Source organism: Kitasatospora sp. NPDC001309 (assembly GCF_042896295.1).
Classification (GTDB): Bacteria; Actinomycetota; Actinomycetes; order Streptomycetales; family Streptomycetaceae; genus Kitasatospora.
In genome coordinates this window covers 39,404-58,899 of record NZ_JBIAXC010000040.1, presented here as the reverse complement: position 1 = coordinate 58,899, position 19,496 = coordinate 39,404, and the positions used below count along the sequence as shown (strand labels likewise).

Sequence of the window (19,496 nt, the reverse complement as noted above, 5' to 3'; positions counted from 1 at the left end):
CGTGGACGGTCGTGGACGGTCAGTCCTCGGTCTCGCAGACCGCGAAGGCCACCACGGACCCGTGCGCGGCCTGGGCGCTCCAGCCGGTGGCGTCGGCGGTCGGCCCGCTGGCGCGCACCGGGCCTTCGGCATCGGGCTGGAGCCGGTAGCCGCCGCCGGTCAGGTGGGTGCCGTTCGGGCAGGTGGCCGTGGAGGTGCCGCCCGGGCTGCTGGGCGGCCCGGTGACGACCTTCGCCGTCTCCGCCGCGGCGGCCGGGGCGGCGGGGACGAGGACGGCCGGGACGAGGACGGCGGCGGCCAGCAGGAGGCCGGTGGACAGTGCGCGCATGGGGTACTCCCGGTTCGGTGGACGGTGCTGCTCGACGGACGCCGCTCGGCGGGTGCTTCCCGGCCCGCCGGGCGGCCGCCGTACCCGGTACAACCGGTTCGCATGCGACCTGGAAGCGCGGCGCCCGGGTCACCGCCCCGGCGCGCGCCCGGGAATAGCGCCTGCACGCGCACCGTTCCGCTACCGGCCGCCGCCGCGAGACAATGGACGACGGCCACGACCGGGCGGCGCGGCCCGGAGCAGCCCGCCGCCCTCCCTCACCGAGACCCCGGAGGTGTCCGTCCATGCCCGACTCCCCCGCCGAGACGCCCGAGCCCACCAGGCGCCTGCGCCCCGCGCAGCTCCTGTTCGAGCCGCAGGCTGCCGAACCGGAGCCGGAACGATTCTTCGACCTGGAGTCGATCGACGACCCCGCCGAGCTGCTGCGCCGCTCCACCGAGCTGGCCCTGGCCTTCCGGGCCGCCGCCGAGCGGGCCACCGACTTCCAGGCCGTCGCCGCCGCACAGCTGGCCGACCCGCGCCGGTTCGACGCGCTGTCGGACACCGAGGTCGCCGAGCGCGCGGACTGGACCCCGGACTACGCGGCCAAGATGATCGAGTACGGCCGAGGCCTGATCCAGCCGCGCCGCCACGAGGACTGACCCAGCCCCTCGAACCCCGCCCCTCGAACCCCGCCCCTCGCGTCCCGCCCCGGCCCCTTCCGCAGACCCTCCCCGGCCGCTGGCATATGCCAGCGGCGGAGGGTACGCGATCGCCCGTCACCCTGTCCGGCGAACGGGGCTTTCCACCACGCCGGGGGCGCGCACGGCGCAGGCTGCTGGGCGTGGACATCTGGACGCACCAGTCGGTGGAGTACGTCACCGTGGCCGGGGAGGCCTGGCTGGCCTCTGCCAGCGAGTACCCGCGCAGCATGCGCGCCTTGTGGGAGGCCCGCCCGTGGGCACCCTCCGTGCTGCCCTGCGGGCGGGCCTTCGACGTGATCAGCATGCCGTCGCTGTTCGGCCGCCGGGTGCTGGACGAGCTGTGGGCCTCCGGCCCCGGCTGCGGCCCGGTCGCGGCCTACCGCGGGCGCACCCTGCTGTTCGTCCGGCCCGGCACCGCGCCCCGGCTGCGCCGGCTGCTGGCCTGGGAGGAGTGGGCCCGGGACGTGCCGCCGCTGCTGTGCCACGGCAAGGGCGACGCGGTGACCGTCCCGCCGTTGCAGCGGATGGTGCACGGTCCGGACTCCCCCGGCCGGGGCACCGGCCGCTGGATCGTCGCCCCGGAGGAGCGGGAGCCCTGGCTGCCCGGGGCCTCGGTGGTGCTGTGGGCCTGTGTGCGGGCGGCGCGCGAGCCCGGTACCGGCGCCGTGGCCGAACCGGTCCTGGTGACCCGGGGGTGAACGGAGGGCGGCCGGTATTCGATTTTGGCTCGACCGCCGGCCGCTGCTACAGTTTTCTCTGTCAGCAGGCGCCGCTAGCTCAGTTGGTTAGAGCAGCTGACTCTTAATCAGCGGGTCCGGGGTTCGAGTCCCTGGCGGCGCACAGACAGCCGGAAGGCCCCTTGCGAGAGCAAGGGGCCTTCCGGCGTTTCCCCGTGAGCCTGGACGGGGAGAGCCGGGCCGCCCGCCGGAGCGGACGGCCCGGTCCCGGGCTCAGCGGCCGCGCAGCGCGCGGTAGCGGGCCACCAGCGCGGCGGTGGAGCTGTCCAGCTGCCCGCCGCCCTCACCGGTGAGCAGCACCGGCTCGATCCGCTTGGCGAGCACCTTGCCCAGCTCGACGCCCCACTGGTCGAAGGAGTCGATGTTCCAGATCGCGCCCTGGACGAACACCTTGTGCTCGTACAGCGCGACCAGCTGGCCGAGCACCGACGGGGTCAGCTCGGCGGCCAGGATGGTGGTGGTCGGGTGGTTGCCCTTGAAGGTCTTGTGCGGGACGAGCTCGGCCGGCACGCCCTCGGCGGCGACCTCCTCCGGGGTCTTGCCGAAGGCCAGCGCCTGGGTCTGGGCGAAGAAGTTGGCCAGCAGCAGGTCGTGCTGGGCGGCCAGGCGGTCGGGCAGGTCGGCGACGGGGCGGGCGAAGCCGATGAAGTCGGCCGGGACCACCTTGGTGCCCTGGTGCAGCAGCTGGTAGTAGGCGTGCTGGCCGTTGGTGCCGGGGGTGCCCCAGACCACCGGGCCGGTCTGCCAGCCGACCGGGGTGCCGTCGCGGGTCACCGACTTGCCGTTGGACTCCATGTCCAGCTGCTGGAGGTAGGCGGTGAACTTGGACAGGTAGTGCGAGTACGGCAGCACCGCGTGCGCCTGGGCGTCGAAGAACGCGCCGTACCAGACGCCCAGCAGGCCGAGCAGCAGCGGGACGTTCTGCTCCGGCGCGGCGGTGCGGAAGTGCTCGTCGACCAGGTGGAAGCCGTCCAGCATCTCGCGGAAGGCGTCCGGGCCGATGGCGATCATCAGCGAGAGGCCGATCGCCGAGTCGTAGGAGTAGCGGCCGCCGACCCAGTCCCAGAACTCGAACATGTTGGCCGTGTCGATGCCGAAGTCCTGCACGCCCTGGGCGTTGGTGGACAGCGCGACGAAGTGCTTGGCCACCGCCTCGGTGCCGGCGCCCAGGCCGTCGAGCAGCCAGCCGCGGGCGGAGATCGCGTTGGTGATGGTCTCGATGGTGGTGAAGGTCTTCGAGGCCACGATGAACAGCGTCTCGGCCGGGTCGAGGTCCCGGACCGCCTCGTGCAGGTCGGCGCCGTCCACGTTGGAGACGAAGCGGACCGCCAGGTCGCGCCTGCCGAAGGAGCGCAGCACCTCGTAGGCCATCGCCGGGCCGAGGTCGGAGCCGCCGATGCCGATGTTGACCACGGTGCGGATGGGCTTGCCGGTGTGGCCCTTCCACTCGCCGCTGCGGACCCGGTCGGCGAAGGCGGCCATCTTGTCCAGGACGGCGTGCACCGCGGGGACGACGTTCACGCCGTCCACCTCGACGACGGCGCCGCGCGGGGCGCGCAGCGCGGTGTGCAGGACGGCCCGCTGCTCGGTGATGTTGATCTTCTCGCCGCGGAACATGGCGTCCCGCAGCTCGGCGACGCCGGTGGCGGCGGCGAGCTCGCGCAGCAGCTCCAGCGTCTCGTCGGTGACCAGGTGCTTGGCGTAGTCCACGTGCAGGTCGCCGACCTGGAGCGTGTGGGTGCGGCCGCGCTCGGGGTCGGCGGCGAACAGCTCGCGCAGGTGGGTCTCGCCCAGCTCGGCCCGGTGCTTGGCCAGGGCGGCCCACTGCGGGGTGCGGTCGAGCGGGGTGCGGGCGTCGGCGCGGGTCTCCGACATCGGTGGGTCCTCGATTCATCTGGGTGCAGAAACCGGCAGGGCCAGGCGTGGGGCCGGTCGTCGTCGAGCGGCTTCGCGAGGTTGCGGCGGTACGGGTGGTGCGCCGACTCCGTTGACGGCCTGCCCGGGTTCAGCCTATGCAACTCCGGCGGGGGTGGTGCACATTCCGGCCGGTCGGGGGCCGTGCCGCCGGGCGGCCGGACTGCCCGTCACTTCCGTTGCGCCCGCCGCTCGCGGTGCGTTCACTTCCGCTCGGAGCGCAGGTCCAGTCCGCGCAGCACGTGGTCCACCAGCTCCGGGTCGGCGCCGAGTTCGCTGCGGGCGACCAGCATCTCGCGGCGGGAGGCGGCGATCATCTCCTGCTCGACCTCGGCGGCGGCCCGCCACTGGGCGATCCGCTGCTTCGCCTCGGCGGCCTCCTCCTCGGCGTAGTTCTCCGGGCAGAGCCGGGCCAGCCGGTCGTGCTGACGGTCCCGCAGCCGGTCGGCGACCTCGGCCGGCAGCCTGTCCTGCTCCTCCAGTTCGCCGAGCCGCTCCAGCCCGGCCTTGGCGGCGCGCCACCACAGCCGGCGCACCGCCTGTTCGTGCGCGTCCTGGTCGATGTCCAGCTGGAGCCGCTTGGCCAGCCAGGGCAGGGTCAGGCCCTGCACCAGCAGGGTGAACAGCACCACGCTGAACGCGATGAACACCAGTCGGCCGCGCTCCGGGAAGTCGGCGCCGGAGTGCAGGGTGAGCGGGATGGCCAGGGCCAGGGCGACCGTGGCCACCCCGCGCATGCCGGACCACCAGAGCACCACGCTCTCCCTCCAGCTGAACGGGGTGTCCTCCTCGTTGTTCTTGCGCAGCTTCTTCGACAGCCAGCCGGCCGGCAGCAGCCAGAGCAGCCGGACCGCCACCACGACCGCGATGACCACCGCGGCGTCGCCGAGGAAGCCGGTCCAGCCGCGGCCGGCCTCCTTGAGCACGGTGGCCAGCTCCAGGCCGATCAGGCCGAAGGCGACGCCGGTGATCAGGATCTCGACCACCTCCCAGAAGGCGTTGCCGACCAGCCGGTAGGCGACGGCGTCCGCGTCGGAGGCCCGCTCGGCGAGGTAGAGCGCGCAGATCACCACGGCGAGCACGCCGGAGCCGTGGATCTCCTCCGCGACGGTGTAGGCGGCGAAGGGCACCAGCAGGTTGAGCGCGACCTGCTGGGTCGGGTCGTCCAGGCGGTCGGCGAGCTTGGCGTTCACCCAGCCCAGCACCACGCCGACGACCACCGCGAGCACGGCGGACAGCACGAAGCGCAGCGCCGCGTGGCCGACCGAGAAGTCGCCGCTGACCACGGCCTCGATGGCGAGCGAGTAGACGACGATCGCGGTGACGTCGTTGAACAGGCCCTCGCTCTCCAGGATCGCCACCAGCCGGCGCGGCAGGCCGATGCTGCCGGCCACCGCGACGGCGGCCACCGGGTCGGGCGGGGAGACCAGCGCGCCGACCGCGATCGCGGCGGCGAGCGGCAGCGCGGGCAGCAGCCAGTGCACGGTGCCGGCCACCGCGACGGTGGTGACCACCACCAGGGCGACGGCCAGCAGCAGGATCGAGCGGGCGTTGGCCTTGAAGTAGCGGACGCTGGAGCGCCGGGCGACGGCGAAGATCAGCGGCGGCAGGACCAGCGGGAGGATCAGCTCGGGCTCGATCTTGACGTCCGGGATCTGCGGGACGATCGCCATGACGATGCCGAGCAGGGTCATCAGGACCGGTTGCGGCACGCCCGTCTTGCGGGCGAGTGGCATGGTCACCACGGAGGCGAGCAGCACCAGGAAGAACAGGGGCAGCTGGCCCACGGGGAGGTTCCTCTCGACGACGGTTCGGCGACGGTTCGGCGACGGACGGCTGAGCGCCGCCCAGGATAAATCTGACAATGCGCCCATTCGCGGGGACACGCCGGACGGACCCTTGACCTCAAGCGCACTTCACGTCCGAGGATCGGGACGTTCGAGCAGCGGATCGGCCAGTGCCGGCGAGAGGAGCACCCCATGAAGGCGGTCACCGTACCGAGGTCCGGCGGTCCCGAGGTCCTGCGGGTCACCGGGGTGGCGGACCCGGAACCCGGCCCGGGAGAGGTCCGGGTGCGGGTGTACGCCGCCGCGGTCCAGCCGGTGGACCTCGCGATCCGGGAGGGCTTCCGCCCGCCGGGGCTGGTGGCCGCGGAGCCGTTCGTCCTGGGCAACGAGTTCGCCGGGGTGGTGGACCGGCTCGGGCCGGGCGCCGGGCCGTGGCGGGTCGGCGACGAGGTGCTGGGCTTCCGGGTGCTGGGCTGCCAGGCCGAGCTGGTCACGGTGGACGCCGGCCAGCTGGTGGCCAAGCCCGCCGGGATGCCCTGGGAGCAGGCCGGCGCGCTCTCCGCCTCCGGGCAGACCGCGCACGTGGCGCTCGACCTGCTCGGGGTCGGCCCCGGGGAGACCGTGCTGGTGCACGGCGCCTCCGGCGGGGTGGGCACCGTCGCCGTCCAGCTCGCCCGCGCGCTGGGCGCCACCGTGGTCGGCACCGCGAGCGAGCGCAACCACGCCTACCTGCGCGGACTGGGCGCGATCCCGGTCGCGTACGGCGAGGGGCTGGTCGAGCGGGTCCGGGCGGTCGCACCGCAGGGGGTGGACGCGGCCTTCGACGCGGCCGGGCGGGGCGCGCTGGCCGCCTCCGTCGAGCTGGTCGCCGACCGGGCCCGGATCGGCACCGTGGTCGACTACCCGGAGGCCGAGCGGCTGGGCGTCCGGGGGCTGCGCGGGCCGCGCACCGCCGAGCGGCTGGCCGAGCTGGTCCGGCTGTGGGAGGCGGGCGGGCTGCGGCTGGAGATCGCCGAGACGCTGCCGCTGGAGAAGGCCGCCGAGGCGCACCGGCTGGTCGCCACCGGGCACGTCCGCGGCAAGGTGGTGCTGACCGCCTGAGGGCCTCCGGGCCGATTGTGTGTTTCGGCCGCTGACCAGGTAATGTTCTCCACGTCAGCAGGCGCCGCTAGCTCAGTTGGTTAGAGCAGCTGACTCTTAATCAGCGGGTCCGGGGTTCGAGTCCCTGGCGGCGCACAGACAGCCGAGAGGCCCCTTGCGAGAGCAAGGGGCCTCTCGGCGTTCCGGCGTACCCGCGCGCCCCGTGGCAGGAAAGGTGGGAAACCGGTCATTGCTGCCGTCGCGGGCCGGTGACAGGCTGGCCGCATGAGAGCGCGCAGCGTGGTCGTCGTCCTCTACGACGACGTGCAGAGCCTGGACGTGACCGGCCCCCTGGAGGTGTTCGCGGGGGCGGGCGCGGCCGCCGGGCAGCCGGGCGCCTACCGGGTGACCACCGCCTCCGCCGGCGGCCGGCCGGTGCGCAGCTCCAGCGGGCTGCGCCTGCTGCCGGACGCCGACCTCGCCGAGGTCGGGCCGGTGCACACGCTGCTGGTCCCCGGCGGGGTGGACTTCGAGCACCCGGACGGCGCGCTGGTGGCGCGGATCCGGGAGCTGGCCGACCGGGCCGAGCGGGTGGTGTCGGTGTGCACCGGGGCCTTCCTGCTCGCCGAGGCGGGACTGCTGTCCGGTCGCCGGGCGACCACCCACTGGGCGTACTGCGGGGAGCTGGCCCGCCGGTTCCCCGACGTGGCGGTCGACCCGGACCCAATCCACGTCCGGGACGGGCGCGTCGCCACCTCGGCCGGGGTCACCGCCGGGATCGACCTGGCGCTGGCCCTGGTCGAGGAGGACCACGGCCGGGACGCCGCGCTGCTGATCGCCCGTCACCTGGTGGTCTTCCTGCGCCGGCCGGGCAACCAGGCCCAGTTCAGCACCCAGCTGGCCGCCCAGGTGGCGGCCCGGCAGCCGCTGCGCGAGGTGCAGCGGTGGATCGCCGAGCACCCCGGGGCGGACCTCTCGGTGGAGGAGCTGGCCCGGCGGTCGGCGCTGTCGCCGCGGCACTTCGCCCGGGCCTTCGCCGCCGAGGTGGGGGTGACCCCGGGCCGGTACGTGGACGGGGTCCGACTGGAGGCCGCCCGGCGGCTGCTGGAGGACACCGACGACGGCGTCGAGGCGATCGCGCGCTCCTGCGGCTACGGCACCCCGGAGGCGATGCGGCGCGCCTTCGTCCGGACCGTGGCCGCCCCGCCCGCCGAGTACCGCCGCCGCTTCCGTTCCCGGCCCGACGGTCCACCGGCCGGCGGTCCACAGCCCGATGGAGGTCACTGATGCGCATCGCGTTCCTGCTCTACGACGACTTCACCGCCCTGGACGCGGTCGGCCCGTACGAGGTGCTGTCCCGGATCCCCGGGGCCGAGGTGGTGTTCACCGCCGCGAAGCCCGGCCCGGTCCGCTCCGACATGACCCTGGCGCTGACCGCGGACGCCACCCTGGACGAGGTGGACTCCGCCGACGTGCTGCTGGTCCCCGGCGGGCCCGGGACGGAGGCGCAGCTGACGGACCCGGCGGTGCTCGACTGGGTGCGCCGGGTGGACGCGACCACCACCTGGACCACCTCGGTCTGCTCCGGCTCGCTGATCCTCGCCGCCGCCGGCCTGCTGGAGGGCCGCCGGGCCACCAGCCACTGGGGCGTGCTGGACGGCCTGACCCGGTTCGGGGCGGAGCCCACCGGCACCGAGCGGATCGTGGTCGACGGCAAGTACGCGACCGCGGCCGGGGTCTCGGCCGGGATCGACCTCGCGCTGCGGCTGGCCGGCCTGATCGCCGGGGACGGGACCGCGCAGGCGATCCAGCTGCTCATCGAGTACGACCCGCAGCCGCCGTACGCCGCGGGCTCCCTCGCGAAGGCCTCCCCGGCGGTGGTGGAGGGGGCGAAGCGGCTGCTGACGGCCTGACGGCGCCGCGCGGGGTCCGCGCCCGACGGGTGCGGACCCCGCCTCCGGTCAGCGGCCGAAGTAGGCGTCGAAGTTCTTGGAGAACTCCCGGCCGCCGAACTGGTCCCAGTTGACCGACCAGGTCATCAGCCCGGCCAGCTTCGGCTGGGCACCCGAACGCGGCACGTACGTCCCGCAGTTGGCCAGCTTGGTGAGGCAGTCCAGGGCCTTGTCCACCTCGGCCGGGGCGACGTAGCCGTTGCCCGCGTTGGTGGTGGCCGGCATGCCGATGGCGACCTTCGAGGCGGGCAGCGGCGGGAACACGTTGTTGGTGTTGCCCGCCACCGGGAAGCCGCTGAGCAGCAGGTCGGTCATCGCGACGTGGAAGTCGGCGCCGCCCATCGAGTGGTACTGGTTGTCCAGGCCCATGACGGAGCCGGAGTTGTAGTCCTGGACGTGCAGCAGGGTGAGGTCGTCGCGCAGCGCGTAGATCACCGGCAGGTACGCCCCGGCGCGCGGGTCCTGACCGCCCCAGGGGCCGGATCCGTAGTACTGGTAGCCGAGTTGGACGAAGAAGGTCTCCGGCGCCATGGTCAGCACGAAGCCCGGACCGTACTTGGCCTTGAGGGTCTTGAGCGCCGAGATCAGGTTGACGACGACCGCGCTCTTCGGGTTCTTGAAATCGGTGTCGCCGGTGTCGAGGGAGAGCGAGTGGCCCTCGAAGTCGATGTCCAGTCCGTCCAGGCCCCACCTGTCGATGATGGCCGAGACCGAGCTGACGAAGGTGTCCCGGGCGGCGGTGGTGGTCAGCTGGACCTGGCCGTTCTGGCCGCCGATCGAGATCAGCACCTTCTTGCCCTGGGCGCGCTTGGCGGCGATGGCGGCCTTGAAGTCGGCGTCGGACTCGACGGTCGGGCAGTCGGTGGCCGAGCAGCGGTTGAAGCGGATGTCGCCGGAGGTCGGGGAGGTGGGCTCGCCGAAGGAGAGGTCGATGATGTCCCAGGAGTTGGGGACGTCGGCCATCCGGGTGTAGCCCGCGCCGTTGGCGAAGCTGGCGTGCAGGTAGCCGACCAGGGTGTGGTTGCCGGCGGGGGTCCCGGTCGGGGTCCCGGTGGGCGTGCCCGTCGGGGTCCCGGTCGGCGTGGACGTGGGCGTGGGCGTCGGGGTCGGAGTCGGAGTGGGTGTCGGCGTCGGCGTCGGCGTCGGGCTGGGGGCGCCCGGGCCGTCCAGCGAGACGTCGTCCGCGTAGTAGGTGCCCTGTCCGTACCAGCCGTGGGTGTACACGGTGGCGGTGGTCTGGTTGGCACCGGTGGTGAAGCCGAGGCTGAGCTTCTGGTAGCCGCCGCCGGTGCCGGGCGTCCAGGTGCTGGGGCCGCCGCCGTCGACGCCCAGGTAGACGTAGGAGCCGTTGACCCAGGCACTGAGCGTGTACGTGGTGTTCGGTGCGACGGCGACGGTCTGGGCGCACTGGGCGGTGTCGCCCGCGGTGGCCGCGGCGGCGAGCGCGTGGCTGCCGCCGTGCACCGGGCTGGTGACGACGCTGCCGGAGTTGCCGGTGCAGCTCCAGGGGCCGAGCGAGCCGGATTCGAAGCCGCCGTTGACCAGGAACTCGCCGGCCGAGGCGGCGGGTGCCAGGCCGAGGGTGACGCCGACCAGGGTGGCCGCGGCGAGGGCGGAGGCGGTGCCGGCGGCGAGGCCGTTTCTCAGGGTTCTGCGCATGCGGGTGCTCCTGCGGTGGCACGGTCGTGGGGGACGTCCGAGGGCACGCCGGAGCACGCGCCAGTGGGGGGAACGGCCCGGCCTGGCACCCAAGTTGGACTAGACCACTGAAATGGATCCGGCAGTGCGCTGTCAATGGTCCAGACCGGTGCGGGAGGGTGGTCTCCGGTTGCCGCGGGTGACACCCCGTCGAAGGATGGAGGAGTGACCCCGCCCGGCTACCTCCGCCACCCCCACCTGCACGGCGGCCTGCTCACCTTCACCGCCGAGGACGACGTCTGGATCGCCCCGCTGGAGCCCGGGGCCGCCGCCACCGGCCGGGCCTGGCGGGTCGGCTGCGACCGCACCCGGGTCAGCCACCCCCGCTTCTCCCCCGACGGCACCACCCTCGCCTGGACCAGCTGGCTCGGCCTGACCCCCGAGGTGTGGACCGCCCCGGTCGAGGGCGGCGAGACCCGCCGGCTCAGCCACTGGGGCAGCCAGGACACCCGGGTGCGCGGCTGGCTGCCGGACGGCGAGGTGCTGGCCGTCACCTCCTTCCACGAGCCCTTCGGCCACTACACCTGGGCGCACGCCCTGCCGCCCGACGGCTCCCCCGGCCGCCGGATGCCCTGGGGCCCGGTCGGCGACGCCCAGCTCAGCCGGGACCGGACCGTCCTGCTCACCGGCGCCGCCCCGCACGAGCCCGCCGCCTGGAAGCGCTACCGCGGCGGCGCGACCGGCCGGCTCTGGGTGGACGGCGAGCCGATCCTCCCCGGGCACACCGGCCACCTCGCCTCCCCCATGCCGGTCGGCGACCGGATCGCCTTCCTCTCCGACCACGAGGGCATCGGCAACCTCTACTCCTGCCGCCCCGACGGCACCGACCTGCGCCGGCACTCCGACCACGCCTCCTACTACGCCCGCGAGGCCGCCACCGACGGCACCCGGATCGTCTACCAGCACGCCGGCGACCTCTGGCTGCTGGACGGCCTGGACGCCCCCGCCCCGCACCGGCTGCGGGTGCCGCTCGGCGGCGCCCGGGCCGGCCGCCGCCCGTACCAGGTCAGTGCGGCCTCCCAGGTCAAGGACCTCGCCTGCGACCGGACCGGCCGGGCCGGGGTGATCACCGTGCGCGGCAGCCAGTACTGGCTCACCCACAAGGACGGCCCGGCCCGGGCGCTCGCCGACACCCCCGGGGTGCGCACCCGGCTGCCGGTGGTGCTCGGGCACACCGGCGAGGCGGCCTGGATCACCGACGCCGAGGGCGCCGACGCGATCGAGGTGATGCCGCTGCCGGGCCACCAGGAGACGGCGTCGCACCAGGAGACGACGGCCCACCGCCACCGGGTGCTCGCCGCCGGCCGGCTCGGCCGGGTCCTGGAGCTCACCGCCGCCCCCGACGGCTCCCGGCTCGCCGCCACCACCTCGGACGGCCGGCTGCTGCTGGTCTCCGCCGAGGACGGCGCGGTGCGCGAACTGGCCGCCTCCGAGCACGGGCCGGTCACCGGCGCCCGGTTCTCCCCCGACTCGCACTGGGTCGCCTGGTCCCAGCCGGCCGCCGGGCGCTCGCTGCGCCGGATCCGGCTCACCCGCACCGACGCCCCCGCCCCGACCACCGACGTCACCGACGGCCGGTTCGAGGACGAGCAGCCGGTGTTCACCCGGGACGGCCGCTACCTGGCCTTCCTGTCCTGGCGCGGCTTCGACCCCGTCCACGACGTGCACACCGGCGACCTCTCCTTCCCGGTCGGCTGCCGCCCGTACCTCGTCCCGCTCGCCGCCGACACCCCCTCCCCGTTCGCCGCGCCCGCCGAGGAGGCCGCCCCGCGCGGGGACGGCGACGGCACCGTCCGGGTCGACCCGGCGGGCATCGGCGAGCGGCTGCTCCAGTTCCCGGTGATCGCCTCCAAGTACTCGGCCACCGACGCGGTGCGCGGTGGCCTGGTCTGGCTGCGCTGGCCGATCTCCGGCACCCTCGGGCAGACCTTCGCCAACCCCGACGACACCTCCGGCCGCCCCTCCCTGGAGCACTTCGACCTGGCCCGGGGCACCCGCAGCACCCTGGTCGACAAGCTGGACGGCTACGCCGTCTCCGGGGACGGCGGCTCGATCGCGGTCTACTCGGCCGGGACGCTGCGGGTGATCCCGGTCGCCGCCCCCTCCGCCGGGACCGCCGTCGACCTGCGCCGGATCACCCACACCGTGCACCCGGCCGCCGAGTGGCGCCAGGCGTACCACGAGGCGGCCCGGATCGTCCGGGACCAGTTCTGGGACGAGCGGATGTCCGGCCTGGACTGGCCCGCGCTGGTCGCCCAGTACGAACCGCTGCTGGACCGCGTCTGCTCACCCGACGACTTCGCCGACCTGCTGCGCGAACTCCTCGGCGAGCTCGGCACCTCGCACGCCTACGTCACCCCCTCCCGGCGCGCCGAGGGCCCCGGCCTCGCCCAGCAGCCGCTCGGCCTGCTCGGCGCCAACGCCCACCGCGCCCCCGACGGCCGCTGGCTGGTCGACCGGGTGCTGCCCGGCGAGTCCTCCGACCCGCGTGCCCGCGCCCCGCTGGCCGCCCAGGGCGTCCGGGACGGCGACGAACTGCTGGAGGTCGGCGGCCGCCCGGTGGACCCGGTGCGCGGCCCGCTGCCGCTGCTGGCCGGCACCGGCGGCACCACCGTCGAACTCGCCCTGCGCAGCGGCCCGGACGGCCCGGTGCGGCGGATCACCGTCACCCCGCTGACCGACGAACGGGCCGTCCGCTACCAGGACTGGGTGGCCAAACGCCGTTCCCTGGTACGGGAGTTCAGCGACGGCCGGTGCGGCTACCTGCACATCCCGGACCTCGGCGGCTCCGGCTGGGCGCAGTTCAACCGGGACCTGCGGCGCGAACTGGACAAGCCCGCGCTGGTCCTCGACGTACGCGGCAACGCCGGCGGCAACGTCTCCGAACTCGTCCTGGAGAAGCTCACCCGGCACGTCCTCGCCTGGGACTTCAGCCGCGACCGCCAGCCCGTCCGCTGGCCCCGGCACGCCCTGCGCGGCCCCCTGGTGGCACTCGCGGACGAGGCCACCAGCTCGGACGGGGACGTGATCATCGCGGCGATCAAGCTGCTCGGCCTCGGCCCGGTGATCGGCAACCGGACCTGGGGCGGAGTGGTCGGGATGACCGGGCGGCACACCCTGGGCGACGGCACCCAGATCTCGGTGCCGAAGAACGCCTCCTGGTTCAGCGGCGGGCTCGGCTGGTCGGTGGAGAACCGGGGCGTCGAGCCGGACGTGCACGTGCTGCGCACCCCGCGGGACTGGGCGCGGGGGCGCCACCCGGAGCTGGTCACCGCCGTCCAACTGGCCCTGGACCTGCTGGAGGACGCCCCGGCCGCGGCGCCCCCGCCGGAGTCCACGCCCCGGCCCGACCTGCGGCGCCCGCCGCTGCCGCCGCGGGAGCGCTGACGGCGGCGGGCCCGTCCGGGCTCAGTCCCAGGGGTCGCCCTCGGCCGTCATGTTCTCGGCGGCGCGCCGGTCGGCCTCCTCCTGGGCGGCCGTCCGCTCCTGCGTCTGCCTGCTCCGTTCGACCTCGTCGCTGTACGCGTCGGCGGCCTCGTCGTGGGCGAGCGCGGCACGCTCGGCGGCCTCCGCGCCACCGGCCTCGTGGCCCCTGTGGAAGATCCTGTCGAGGATGCCCATGACTCCTCCTCCGAACGGATTACCGGGCTGTCCCCCACTCTCACACCGGGAGTCGGCGGTCGCACGTTGAGCCTTTGGTCCCGGCCCGACGCGCCCAAGGGCCGTAGCCGGGCGGCGCGGGACGGGCGGAGGGTGGCGGTGTGAGGAACTCGACCGAGGAACTGCACGACGGACCGCGCCGCCGGGTCGGCGCGCTGGCCGCGCTGGACGGACGGCTGCCCGGCCCCCACGACCTGCTGCTGATGCAGTGCCCGAGCTCGCTGCGCCCACTGGCCGGCGGCGAGCTGCCGGACTGGGCCCGGGCCGTACTGCGGGCGCACCCGTGGGTCACCGTCGGCCGGGCGCCCTCGCCGGCCGACGCCCCGGTGGACGTCCCGCGCCCGCGGCGCTGCACCCGGGGCCGGCAGGCCGCCCCCGAGCACTGGATCCCGGTCACCGTCCGCGGCCCGCGCCCCGGGCAGCGACTGGACGCCCTCGCGCCCTGGGCCGCGGTGGCCCGGACCCTGCGGCCCGAGCAGCTGGTCGGCCGGCGGGAACTGCTGGACCCCGGGCGGGTCACCGGTGTCCCGGCGCTGGCCCTGCTGCCGGAGGTCGGCCGGCTGGTCGCGGACCACCGGCTGGCCTGGGGCCCGATCGGCGCGGTCGGCTACGAGCTGGGCACCGGCGTCCCGGTGGCCGGACCGCTCAGCCCGCTGCGGCTGGTGCTGCGCACCCCGCACCCGGTCAGCCGACGGGACGCGCTGCAGCTGCGGCGGGCGCTGAGCAAGCTGCCGGTGCCGGTGCAGGCCGAGCTGGAGACCCGCTACGGCGCGGTGCACCTCGCCGAGTACGCGGCCGGGCCGCTCACCGTCACCCTGCTGACGCCGTCCGGGCCCCGGGAGGTCCACGATCCGTGGTTCCCCCGGGGCCCGTACGCGTGAACCGGGACGGTCCGACCGGGACGGTCAGCCGCTGACGCTGGGCGCGCCCGTCTCCAGGTGGCCGGTGAAGCGCTGCGACCAGCTGCTGTCGGCGTCCACCGTGACGGTGAAGTCGTACCAGCCGTTGTTGTAGGCGACCGCGTTGAAGAAGTCGCTGACGCTGCCGCCGGCCGGGACCCGGTACGTCCAGGGCCCGTCCGTGCGGTAGTTGGTGGAGGTGATGGTGAAGGTCATCGGGGCGGTGCCGGAGTTGGCCAGCTTGAAGTAGACGGCGAGCTTGCCGCTGCCCGGCTCGACCGCGTACGAGGCGGTGACGGCCGCGTTCTTGCCCGCCTTGGTGGCGTCGCCCTTGAAGCGGCGCAGGAAGCGGTTGGGGCCGACCACGGTGAGGTCGTACGGGCCGCCGCCGAAGTTGGTGCCGCAGTTGAAGAAGTCGCTGGTGCTGGCGCCCGGGGCGACGGTGTACTGCCAGGGCCCGCCGCTGCGGTAGGCGTTGGCGTAGGCCGCGAAGTGCGCGGAGTTCACGGCCGCGGTGCCCGTGTTCGCCATCGCGATCCAGACCTTCATCACCCCGCCCGAGCCGAACTCCAGGTGGTCCAGGTTGGCGTTGGGCTGGTACGGCAGGGCGCGGGCCGGGCGGGTGCCGGGCTCCTGGGCGGGCAGCGCGTTGTCGGCGGGTGAGGGGTTGGGCAGCGGGCCGCAGGTGGCCAGGCCGATGGTCTGCGAGGTGTCGGGCAGTGCGGGCAGGCCGTACACCGGGTTGGCGAAGTCGAAGACCGAGGTGAGGTCGCCGCAGACCTGGCGGCGCCAGGCGCTGATGTTGGGGCTGGTGGCGGGCGTGCCGAGGGCGGCGGTCCACACCTCCAGGAAGCGCAGCACCGAGGTGTGGTCGAAGGTCTCGGAGTTGACCCAGCCGCCGCGGGTCCACGGGGAGACGGCGATCAGCGGGACGCGGAAGCCGAGGCCGATGTTGGTGGAGTTGTAGAACTCCCCCGCGGTGCCCGCGGGCGCGGCCGGCGGCGGGACGTGGTCGAAGAAGCCGTCGTTCTCGTCGTAGTTGATCAGCAGGACGGTGGAGTTGAACACGTTGGGGTCCGCGTTCAGGGAGTCCATGACCAGGTGGACGAAGTGCGCGCCGTCCTCGGGCGTGGCGTAGGGGTGCTCGGAGGACTGCTGGTCGGCGACGATCCAGGAGACCTGCGGCAGGGTGCCGTTCAGCACGTCGGAGCGGATCGCGGCGGCGATGTCGTCCGGGGTCCGGCCGGTGACCTTGGGCACCGAGCCCATGCCCTTGACGGCCAGCGGGCTGCCGGCCGCCGCGCCGGTGAACTGGCTGAAGTAGGCGAGGGCGTTGTCGCCGAAGTTGTCGGCGGCGTTCTGGTAGACCTTCCAGCTGACGCCGGCGGCCTCCAGCGCCTCGGCGTAGGTCTGCCAGCGCAGGTTGGACTCGGAGCCGCCGTCGTAGGCGGGGCCGCCGGCGGTGCCGGCCGGGTCGATCGTCCCGCTCCAGTGGTAGGTGCGGTTGGGGCCGGTCGCGCTCAGCACCGAGCAGTGGTAGGCGTCGCAGATGGTCCAGTTGTCGGCCAGCGCGTAGTGGAACGGGATGTCGCCGCGCTGGAGGTGGCCGAGGGTGCGGACGGTGCCCTTGGCGGACACCCAGGAGTCCATCTTGCCGCCGTTCCAGGCCTTGTGCTGGTCGGACCAGGCGTGCGAGAGGTCGCCGTTGCACTGCGCCTGGGTCTCCGGGGAGCCGCTCGCGCCGGAGGGGTTGAAGGCCCACGGGTACTGGCGGGCGAACAGCCCGTTCGGCTGGTTGAAGACGCTGTAGCCGCCGGAGATCTGGATGGCGGCCCGGTCGGCGAAGCCGCGGACGCCCTTGAGGGTGCCGAAGTAGTGGTCGAAGCTGCGGTTCTCCTGCATCAGGATCACCACGTGCTGCACGTCGGTGATGGTGCCGGTGGTGCTGAGCGTGGTGCTGGAGGCGGCCGCGGCGTCCTCGGCCCCGGCGCCGGCGCCGGCCACCGCGAGGCCTGCCGCGGCGGCGCCGGACAGCGTGACGAACTTTCTACGACTCAACTCGGCCATCAGTCCGGTCCGTCCCTTCACTGGCGATGTTGTGTACACAACTCGGGGGCCATCGATCGCGGAGCAGTCTCCACCGCCACCGGAGCGGGCCACCAGATGCGCGCAGCAGGTTTGTCGGACTGTTCGCCCGTGGGTCACCGAGCGACGCCGGGCTGAACGCCAGGCTGATCGGTCGAGGAGGTTCCAGGAGTGCCGAGGAGGGCGTTCCCGGAGCGCCGGGGAGGGCGCGGGCGGCTCAGCGGTCCTTCACCTCGATCCCCAGCGCCTGGGCGAACTGCGGCGCCAGCTCCAGCAGTTGGGGCGAGCTGATGACCGCCCCACGCAGCCCCTGGTGGCCGTCCACCAGTCCGAGCCGGGCGGCCCCGCGCAGGTCCACCTTGCTCAGCACGGCCCCGCGCAGCCGCACCTCCTCCAGCGTCGAGCCGGGGAAGGACACCCCGGTCAGCTTCGCCTCGCCGAAGTCCACGTCGCGCAGCAGGCAGTCCTCGAACACCACGTCCCGCAGCACGGCCGCACGCAGGTTGACCGCCTCCAGCTTGCAGCCGCGGAACACCACCCGGCGCAGCGCCGAGCCGTACCCGGCGATCCCGGCCAGCACGCCGCCGACGAAGGAGCTGTCCTGCCACTCGGTCTCGCTCAGGTCGCAGGCCACCCAGCGGCCGGCCTGCACCCAGACCTCGTTGAACCGGGCCTGGCGCAGCTTGACCCCGCTGAGCGCGACCCCGGTGAAGGCGCACTCCAGGAAGGCCGCCCCGGCACCCGACTCGTCGGTGCGCTGACCGCCGTCGAAGTGCGCGGTGTCGTACCGCTCGTCGCTGCGCAGCGGGCCGGTGTGCGGGCGCAGCAGCTCGGCGTACGGGAGGTCGGCGAGCTGCTCGGGGACGGAACGGGGCATGGCGGGGGCGCCTCTCGGATCGCGGGCGAACGGGTCTCGCCCGCATGCTCGCACGCGGCACCGACAGTCCGGCCGCACCCGCCGCACCCGCCTGCGGCGACGCCCCGGCCCGGCCGCTGCGGACGCGGCCGGGCCGGGGCGCTCACGGGTGTTGTCAGCCGCGGGCCCAGAGCGAGTTGACCCGGCTGCGCTCGGCGCTGTTCGGGTACGGGTTGGTGCAGGAGGTGCCGGGGCCGCCGCCCGACATCAGCTCGCTGCACGGGCCGGAGTAGTGGTCCGGCAGGCCGAGCACGTGCCCGGTCTCGTGCGCCGTCACCCGGACCGAGTTGTACTGCCGGTTCTGCTGGTAGTCGAGGAAGACGTAGCCGCGCCCGTGGCCGTCGGTGCTGGCGTAGGAGCCGCGGCTGTCGTTGCCCTCGTAGTAGGCGAAGTCGGCGTTGGAGCCTGCCTGCAGCCGGACGTTGCCGACCGAGCCGTTCCAGATCTGCGCGGCGTTGGCTATCTGGTTGCGGAAGGACGGCGCGGAGCTGGCGTCGTAGGTGACCACGACGGTGGCCAGGCCCGGGCTCGCGGCCTGCTTGGCCTTGGCGGAGGCCATCACGGCCTGGAAGAACGCCTGGTTGTCGGCCGCCTCCTGGGCCGAACCGGCGTACGTCGACGCGGTGTAGCCCTGGACGGCCGGGGCGGCCGGGGCGGCGGCGGCCGCGGTGGTGGGCAGCACGGCGAGGCCCGCCGCGAGGGCGAGGCCGAGGGTCGCGGACAGCACGGATCGCTTCATGTGGGGGCTCCTGAAGGGGTCCTGGAAGTGGGGGGTTCCGGTCCCGGGTGCCGCAGCCGGGTTGGGGGCCGGCTCGGGGGGCACCTGGCGACCGGGTGTCCCCAGAGCTTCGGGCAGCCCGGCGGCCCGGCGGATGATGTCAACCACCGATAGCCCGGTCCAATACCCCCGGCCCCCGCCGGATTCGGGCCGTCTTTTCCTCGTCTTGACCTAGCCATGCCCCTGGCATTCCGTTCCGGGGGCGGCTAGGCTCCGAGGCGGGGAAGTACCCATGCGGCGGGCCGCCCGTTTCCGGCCGGGCGGGCCGCCGCACCCGATTCACCTGCCGGGAAGGTCAGTTGGCCGCCGCCACGCCGTTCGCCCAGAGCGAGTCGACCTGCGCGCTCTCGTTGGCGTCGGGGTGCGCGTTGGTGCAGGACGTACCGGGGCCGTGGCCCGACATCAGTTCGCTGCACGGACCGGAGTAGTCGTCGGGCAGGCCGAGCACGTGCCCCGTCTCGTGGGCGACGATCCGGAGCGAGTAGTACTGCTGGGCCTGCTGGTGGTCGATGAAGATGTAGCCGTGCCCGTGTCCGTCGGTGCTGGCGTACGAGCCGTTCGGGTCGTCGCCCTCGTTGTACGAGAAGTCGCCGGTGCCGCCGCTCGCCTCCTGGAGCTGGACGTTGTGCACCGAGCCGTTCCAGATCTGCGCGGCGTTGGCGATGTCGCCGGCGAAGGAGGGGGCGTTGGAGGCGTCGTAGGTGACGGTGACGGTGGTCAGGCCGGGGTCGGCGGCCCGCTTGGCCGCGACGGAGGCCATCACGGCCCGGAAGAACGCCTGGTTGTTCGCGGCCTCCTCGGCCGAACCGGCGTACCTCGACGTGGTGTGGCCGTGGACGGCCGGGGCGGCGGGCGCGGCGACGGCGGTGGCGGGCAGGACCAGGGCGCCGGCGAGGGCCAGGCCCAGGGTCGCGGACAGCACGGATCGCTTCATGTGGGGGCTCCGGATTCCGGGGCGCGCCGGCCCGCCGGGGCCGGT

General features: G+C 74.2%; 16 protein-coding genes and 2 tRNA genes. 9 read left to right on the top strand and 9 right to left on the bottom strand.

Going from position 1 to position 19,496, the window contains the following annotated elements; translation table 11 throughout:
* Nucleotides 1-19: 19 nt before the first annotated feature.
* Nucleotides 20-328, bottom strand: coding sequence for a hypothetical protein (locus ACFY2K_RS32205; RefSeq protein ID WP_375883342.1), 309 nt, complete (start codon nucleotides 326-328; stop codon nucleotides 20-22).
* Nucleotides 329-612: 284 nt separating this feature from the next.
* On the opposite strand from ACFY2K_RS32205, the gene ACFY2K_RS32200 reads away from it, so the two are divergent.
* The 3 genes from ACFY2K_RS32200 (at nucleotide 613) to ACFY2K_RS32190 (ending at nucleotide 1,851) form a co-directional block, all read left to right on the top strand.
* The gene (locus ACFY2K_RS32200; RefSeq protein ID WP_375883340.1) at nucleotides 613-969 is read left to right on the top strand and encodes a hypothetical protein; all 357 of its coding nucleotides are present in this window, start codon (nucleotides 613-615) and stop codon (nucleotides 967-969) included.
* A 182-nt stretch (nucleotides 970-1,151) separates the two neighbouring features.
* Nucleotides 1,152-1,709, top strand: coding sequence for a bifunctional DNA primase/polymerase (locus ACFY2K_RS32195; protein WP_375883338.1), 558 nt, complete (start codon nucleotides 1,152-1,154; stop codon nucleotides 1,707-1,709).
* A gap of 68 nt (nucleotides 1,710-1,777) precedes the next feature.
* Nucleotides 1,778-1,851 (top strand) — tRNA-Lys (locus ACFY2K_RS32190).
* A gap of 110 nt (nucleotides 1,852-1,961) precedes the next feature.
* On the opposite strand, the gene pgi is transcribed toward ACFY2K_RS32190, so the two are convergent.
* Together pgi and ACFY2K_RS32180 are read right to left on the bottom strand one after the other, a co-directional pair.
* The gene (gene pgi, locus ACFY2K_RS32185; protein ID WP_380529780.1) at nucleotides 1,962-3,623 is read right to left on the bottom strand and encodes a glucose-6-phosphate isomerase; all 1,662 of its coding nucleotides are present in this window, start codon (nucleotides 3,621-3,623) and stop codon (nucleotides 1,962-1,964) included.
* A 242-nt stretch (nucleotides 3,624-3,865) separates the two neighbouring features.
* Nucleotides 3,866-5,449 carry a Na+/H+ antiporter gene (locus ACFY2K_RS32180; RefSeq protein WP_375883333.1) on the bottom strand — a complete coding sequence of 528 codons (1,584 nt, stop codon included), beginning with the start codon at nucleotides 5,447-5,449 and terminating at the stop codon, nucleotides 3,866-3,868.
* 192 nt (nucleotides 5,450-5,641) lie between these two features.
* Between ACFY2K_RS32180 and ACFY2K_RS32175 the strand changes: the two genes are divergently transcribed.
* The 4 genes from ACFY2K_RS32175 (at nucleotide 5,642) to ACFY2K_RS32160 (ending at nucleotide 8,442) form a co-directional block, all read left to right on the top strand.
* Complete coding sequence (locus ACFY2K_RS32175; RefSeq protein WP_387716184.1) at nucleotides 5,642-6,550, top strand: NADP-dependent oxidoreductase; 909 nt, start codon at nucleotides 5,642-5,644, stop codon at nucleotides 6,548-6,550.
* Between the two features lie 61 nt (nucleotides 6,551-6,611).
* Nucleotides 6,612-6,685 (top strand) — tRNA-Lys (locus tag ACFY2K_RS32170).
* Nucleotides 6,686-6,814: 129 nt separating this feature from the next.
* Nucleotides 6,815-7,816: a GlxA family transcriptional regulator gene (locus tag ACFY2K_RS32165; RefSeq protein WP_380529783.1), complete on the top strand. Its 1,002-nt coding sequence runs from the start codon at nucleotides 6,815-6,817 to the stop codon at nucleotides 7,814-7,816.
* Nucleotides 7,816-8,442 carry a DJ-1/PfpI family protein gene (locus tag ACFY2K_RS32160; protein ID WP_380529785.1) on the top strand — a complete coding sequence of 209 codons (627 nt, stop codon included), beginning with the start codon at nucleotides 7,816-7,818 and terminating at the stop codon, nucleotides 8,440-8,442. The genes ACFY2K_RS32165 and ACFY2K_RS32160 overlap by 1 nt, the downstream gene beginning before the upstream one ends.
* 48 nt (nucleotides 8,443-8,490) lie before the next feature.
* On the opposite strand, the gene ACFY2K_RS32155 is transcribed toward ACFY2K_RS32160, so the two are convergent.
* Nucleotides 8,491-10,140: a chitinase gene (locus ACFY2K_RS32155; protein WP_380529787.1), complete on the bottom strand. Its 1,650-nt coding sequence runs from the start codon at nucleotides 10,138-10,140 to the stop codon at nucleotides 8,491-8,493.
* A gap of 204 nt (nucleotides 10,141-10,344) precedes the next feature.
* Here ACFY2K_RS32155 and ACFY2K_RS32150 point away from each other — a divergent pair, with 204 nt between their 5' ends.
* Nucleotides 10,345-13,566 (top strand): S41 family peptidase, encoded by a 3,222-nt coding sequence (locus ACFY2K_RS32150; protein WP_380594450.1) that lies wholly within the window; start codon nucleotides 10,345-10,347, stop codon nucleotides 13,564-13,566.
* A gap of 21 nt (nucleotides 13,567-13,587) precedes the next feature.
* On the opposite strand, the gene ACFY2K_RS32145 is transcribed toward ACFY2K_RS32150, so the two are convergent.
* Complete coding sequence (locus tag ACFY2K_RS32145; protein ID WP_375883320.1) at nucleotides 13,588-13,800, bottom strand: hypothetical protein; 213 nt, start codon at nucleotides 13,798-13,800, stop codon at nucleotides 13,588-13,590.
* A gap of 140 nt (nucleotides 13,801-13,940) precedes the next feature.
* Between ACFY2K_RS32145 and ACFY2K_RS32140 the strand changes: the two genes are divergently transcribed.
* Entirely contained in the window at nucleotides 13,941-14,720 is a 780-nt protein-coding gene (locus ACFY2K_RS32140; RefSeq protein WP_380594452.1) for a phosphoribosyl-dephospho-CoA transferase MdcG domain-containing protein, read from the top strand.
* A 24-nt stretch (nucleotides 14,721-14,744) separates the two neighbouring features.
* Here the strand turns inward: ACFY2K_RS32140 and ACFY2K_RS32135 are convergent, their stop codons facing one another.
* The 4 genes from ACFY2K_RS32135 to snpA (ACFY2K_RS32120) all read right to left on the bottom strand — a co-directional run bounded on the left by ACFY2K_RS32135 (nucleotide 14,745) and on the right by snpA (ACFY2K_RS32120) (nucleotide 19,451).
* Complete coding sequence (locus tag ACFY2K_RS32135; RefSeq protein ID WP_380594454.1) at nucleotides 14,745-16,805, bottom strand: phosphocholine-specific phospholipase C; 2,061 nt, start codon at nucleotides 16,803-16,805, stop codon at nucleotides 14,745-14,747.
* 235 nt (nucleotides 16,806-17,040) lie between these two features.
* Nucleotides 17,041-17,700, bottom strand: coding sequence for a pentapeptide repeat-containing protein (locus ACFY2K_RS32130; RefSeq protein WP_375883313.1), 660 nt, complete (start codon nucleotides 17,698-17,700; stop codon nucleotides 17,041-17,043).
* 154 nt (nucleotides 17,701-17,854) lie between these two features.
* Nucleotides 17,855-18,478, bottom strand: a complete 624-nt coding sequence (gene snpA, locus ACFY2K_RS32125; protein WP_380529793.1) for a snapalysin — start codon at nucleotides 18,476-18,478, stop codon at nucleotides 17,855-17,857.
* A gap of 334 nt (nucleotides 18,479-18,812) precedes the next feature.
* Nucleotides 18,813-19,451, bottom strand: a complete 639-nt coding sequence (gene snpA, locus ACFY2K_RS32120) for a snapalysin (protein ID WP_380529794.1) — start codon at nucleotides 19,449-19,451, stop codon at nucleotides 18,813-18,815.
* Between the last annotated feature and the right edge of the window lie 45 nt (nucleotides 19,452-19,496).

Coding starts and splice junctions, on each gene's coding strand:
- ACFY2K_RS32175 (WP_387716184.1), top strand. CDS start 5,642: ATGAAGGCGGTCACCGTACCGAGGTCCGGCGGTCCCGAGGTCCTGCGG.
- ACFY2K_RS32165 (WP_380529783.1), top strand. CDS start 6,815: ATGAGAGCGCGCAGCGTGGTCGTCGTCCTCTACGACGACGTGCAGAGC.
- ACFY2K_RS32155 (WP_380529787.1), bottom strand. CDS start 10,140: ATGCGCAGAACCCTGAGAAACGGCCTCGCCGCCGGCACCGCCTCCGCC.
- ACFY2K_RS32145 (WP_375883320.1), bottom strand. CDS start 13,800: ATGGGCATCCTCGACAGGATCTTCCACAGGGGCCACGAGGCCGGTGGC.
- ACFY2K_RS32205 (WP_375883342.1), bottom strand. CDS start 328: ATGCGCGCACTGTCCACCGGCCTCCTGCTGGCCGCCGCCGTCCTCGTC.
- ACFY2K_RS32160 (WP_380529785.1), top strand. CDS start 7,816: ATGCGCATCGCGTTCCTGCTCTACGACGACTTCACCGCCCTGGACGCG.
- pgi (WP_380529780.1), bottom strand. CDS start 3,623: ATGTCGGAGACCCGCGCCGACGCCCGCACCCCGCTCGACCGCACCCCG.
- snpA (WP_380529793.1), bottom strand. CDS start 18,478: ATGAAGCGATCCGTGCTGTCCGCGACCCTCGGCCTCGCCCTCGCGGCG.
- ACFY2K_RS32130 (WP_375883313.1), bottom strand. CDS start 17,700: ATGCCCCGTTCCGTCCCCGAGCAGCTCGCCGACCTCCCGTACGCCGAG.
- snpA (WP_380529794.1), bottom strand. CDS start 19,451: ATGAAGCGATCCGTGCTGTCCGCGACCCTGGGCCTGGCCCTCGCCGGC.
- ACFY2K_RS32200 (WP_375883340.1), top strand. CDS start 613: ATGCCCGACTCCCCCGCCGAGACGCCCGAGCCCACCAGGCGCCTGCGC.
- ACFY2K_RS32135 (WP_380594454.1), bottom strand. CDS start 16,805: ATGGCCGAGTTGAGTCGTAGAAAGTTCGTCACGCTGTCCGGCGCCGCC.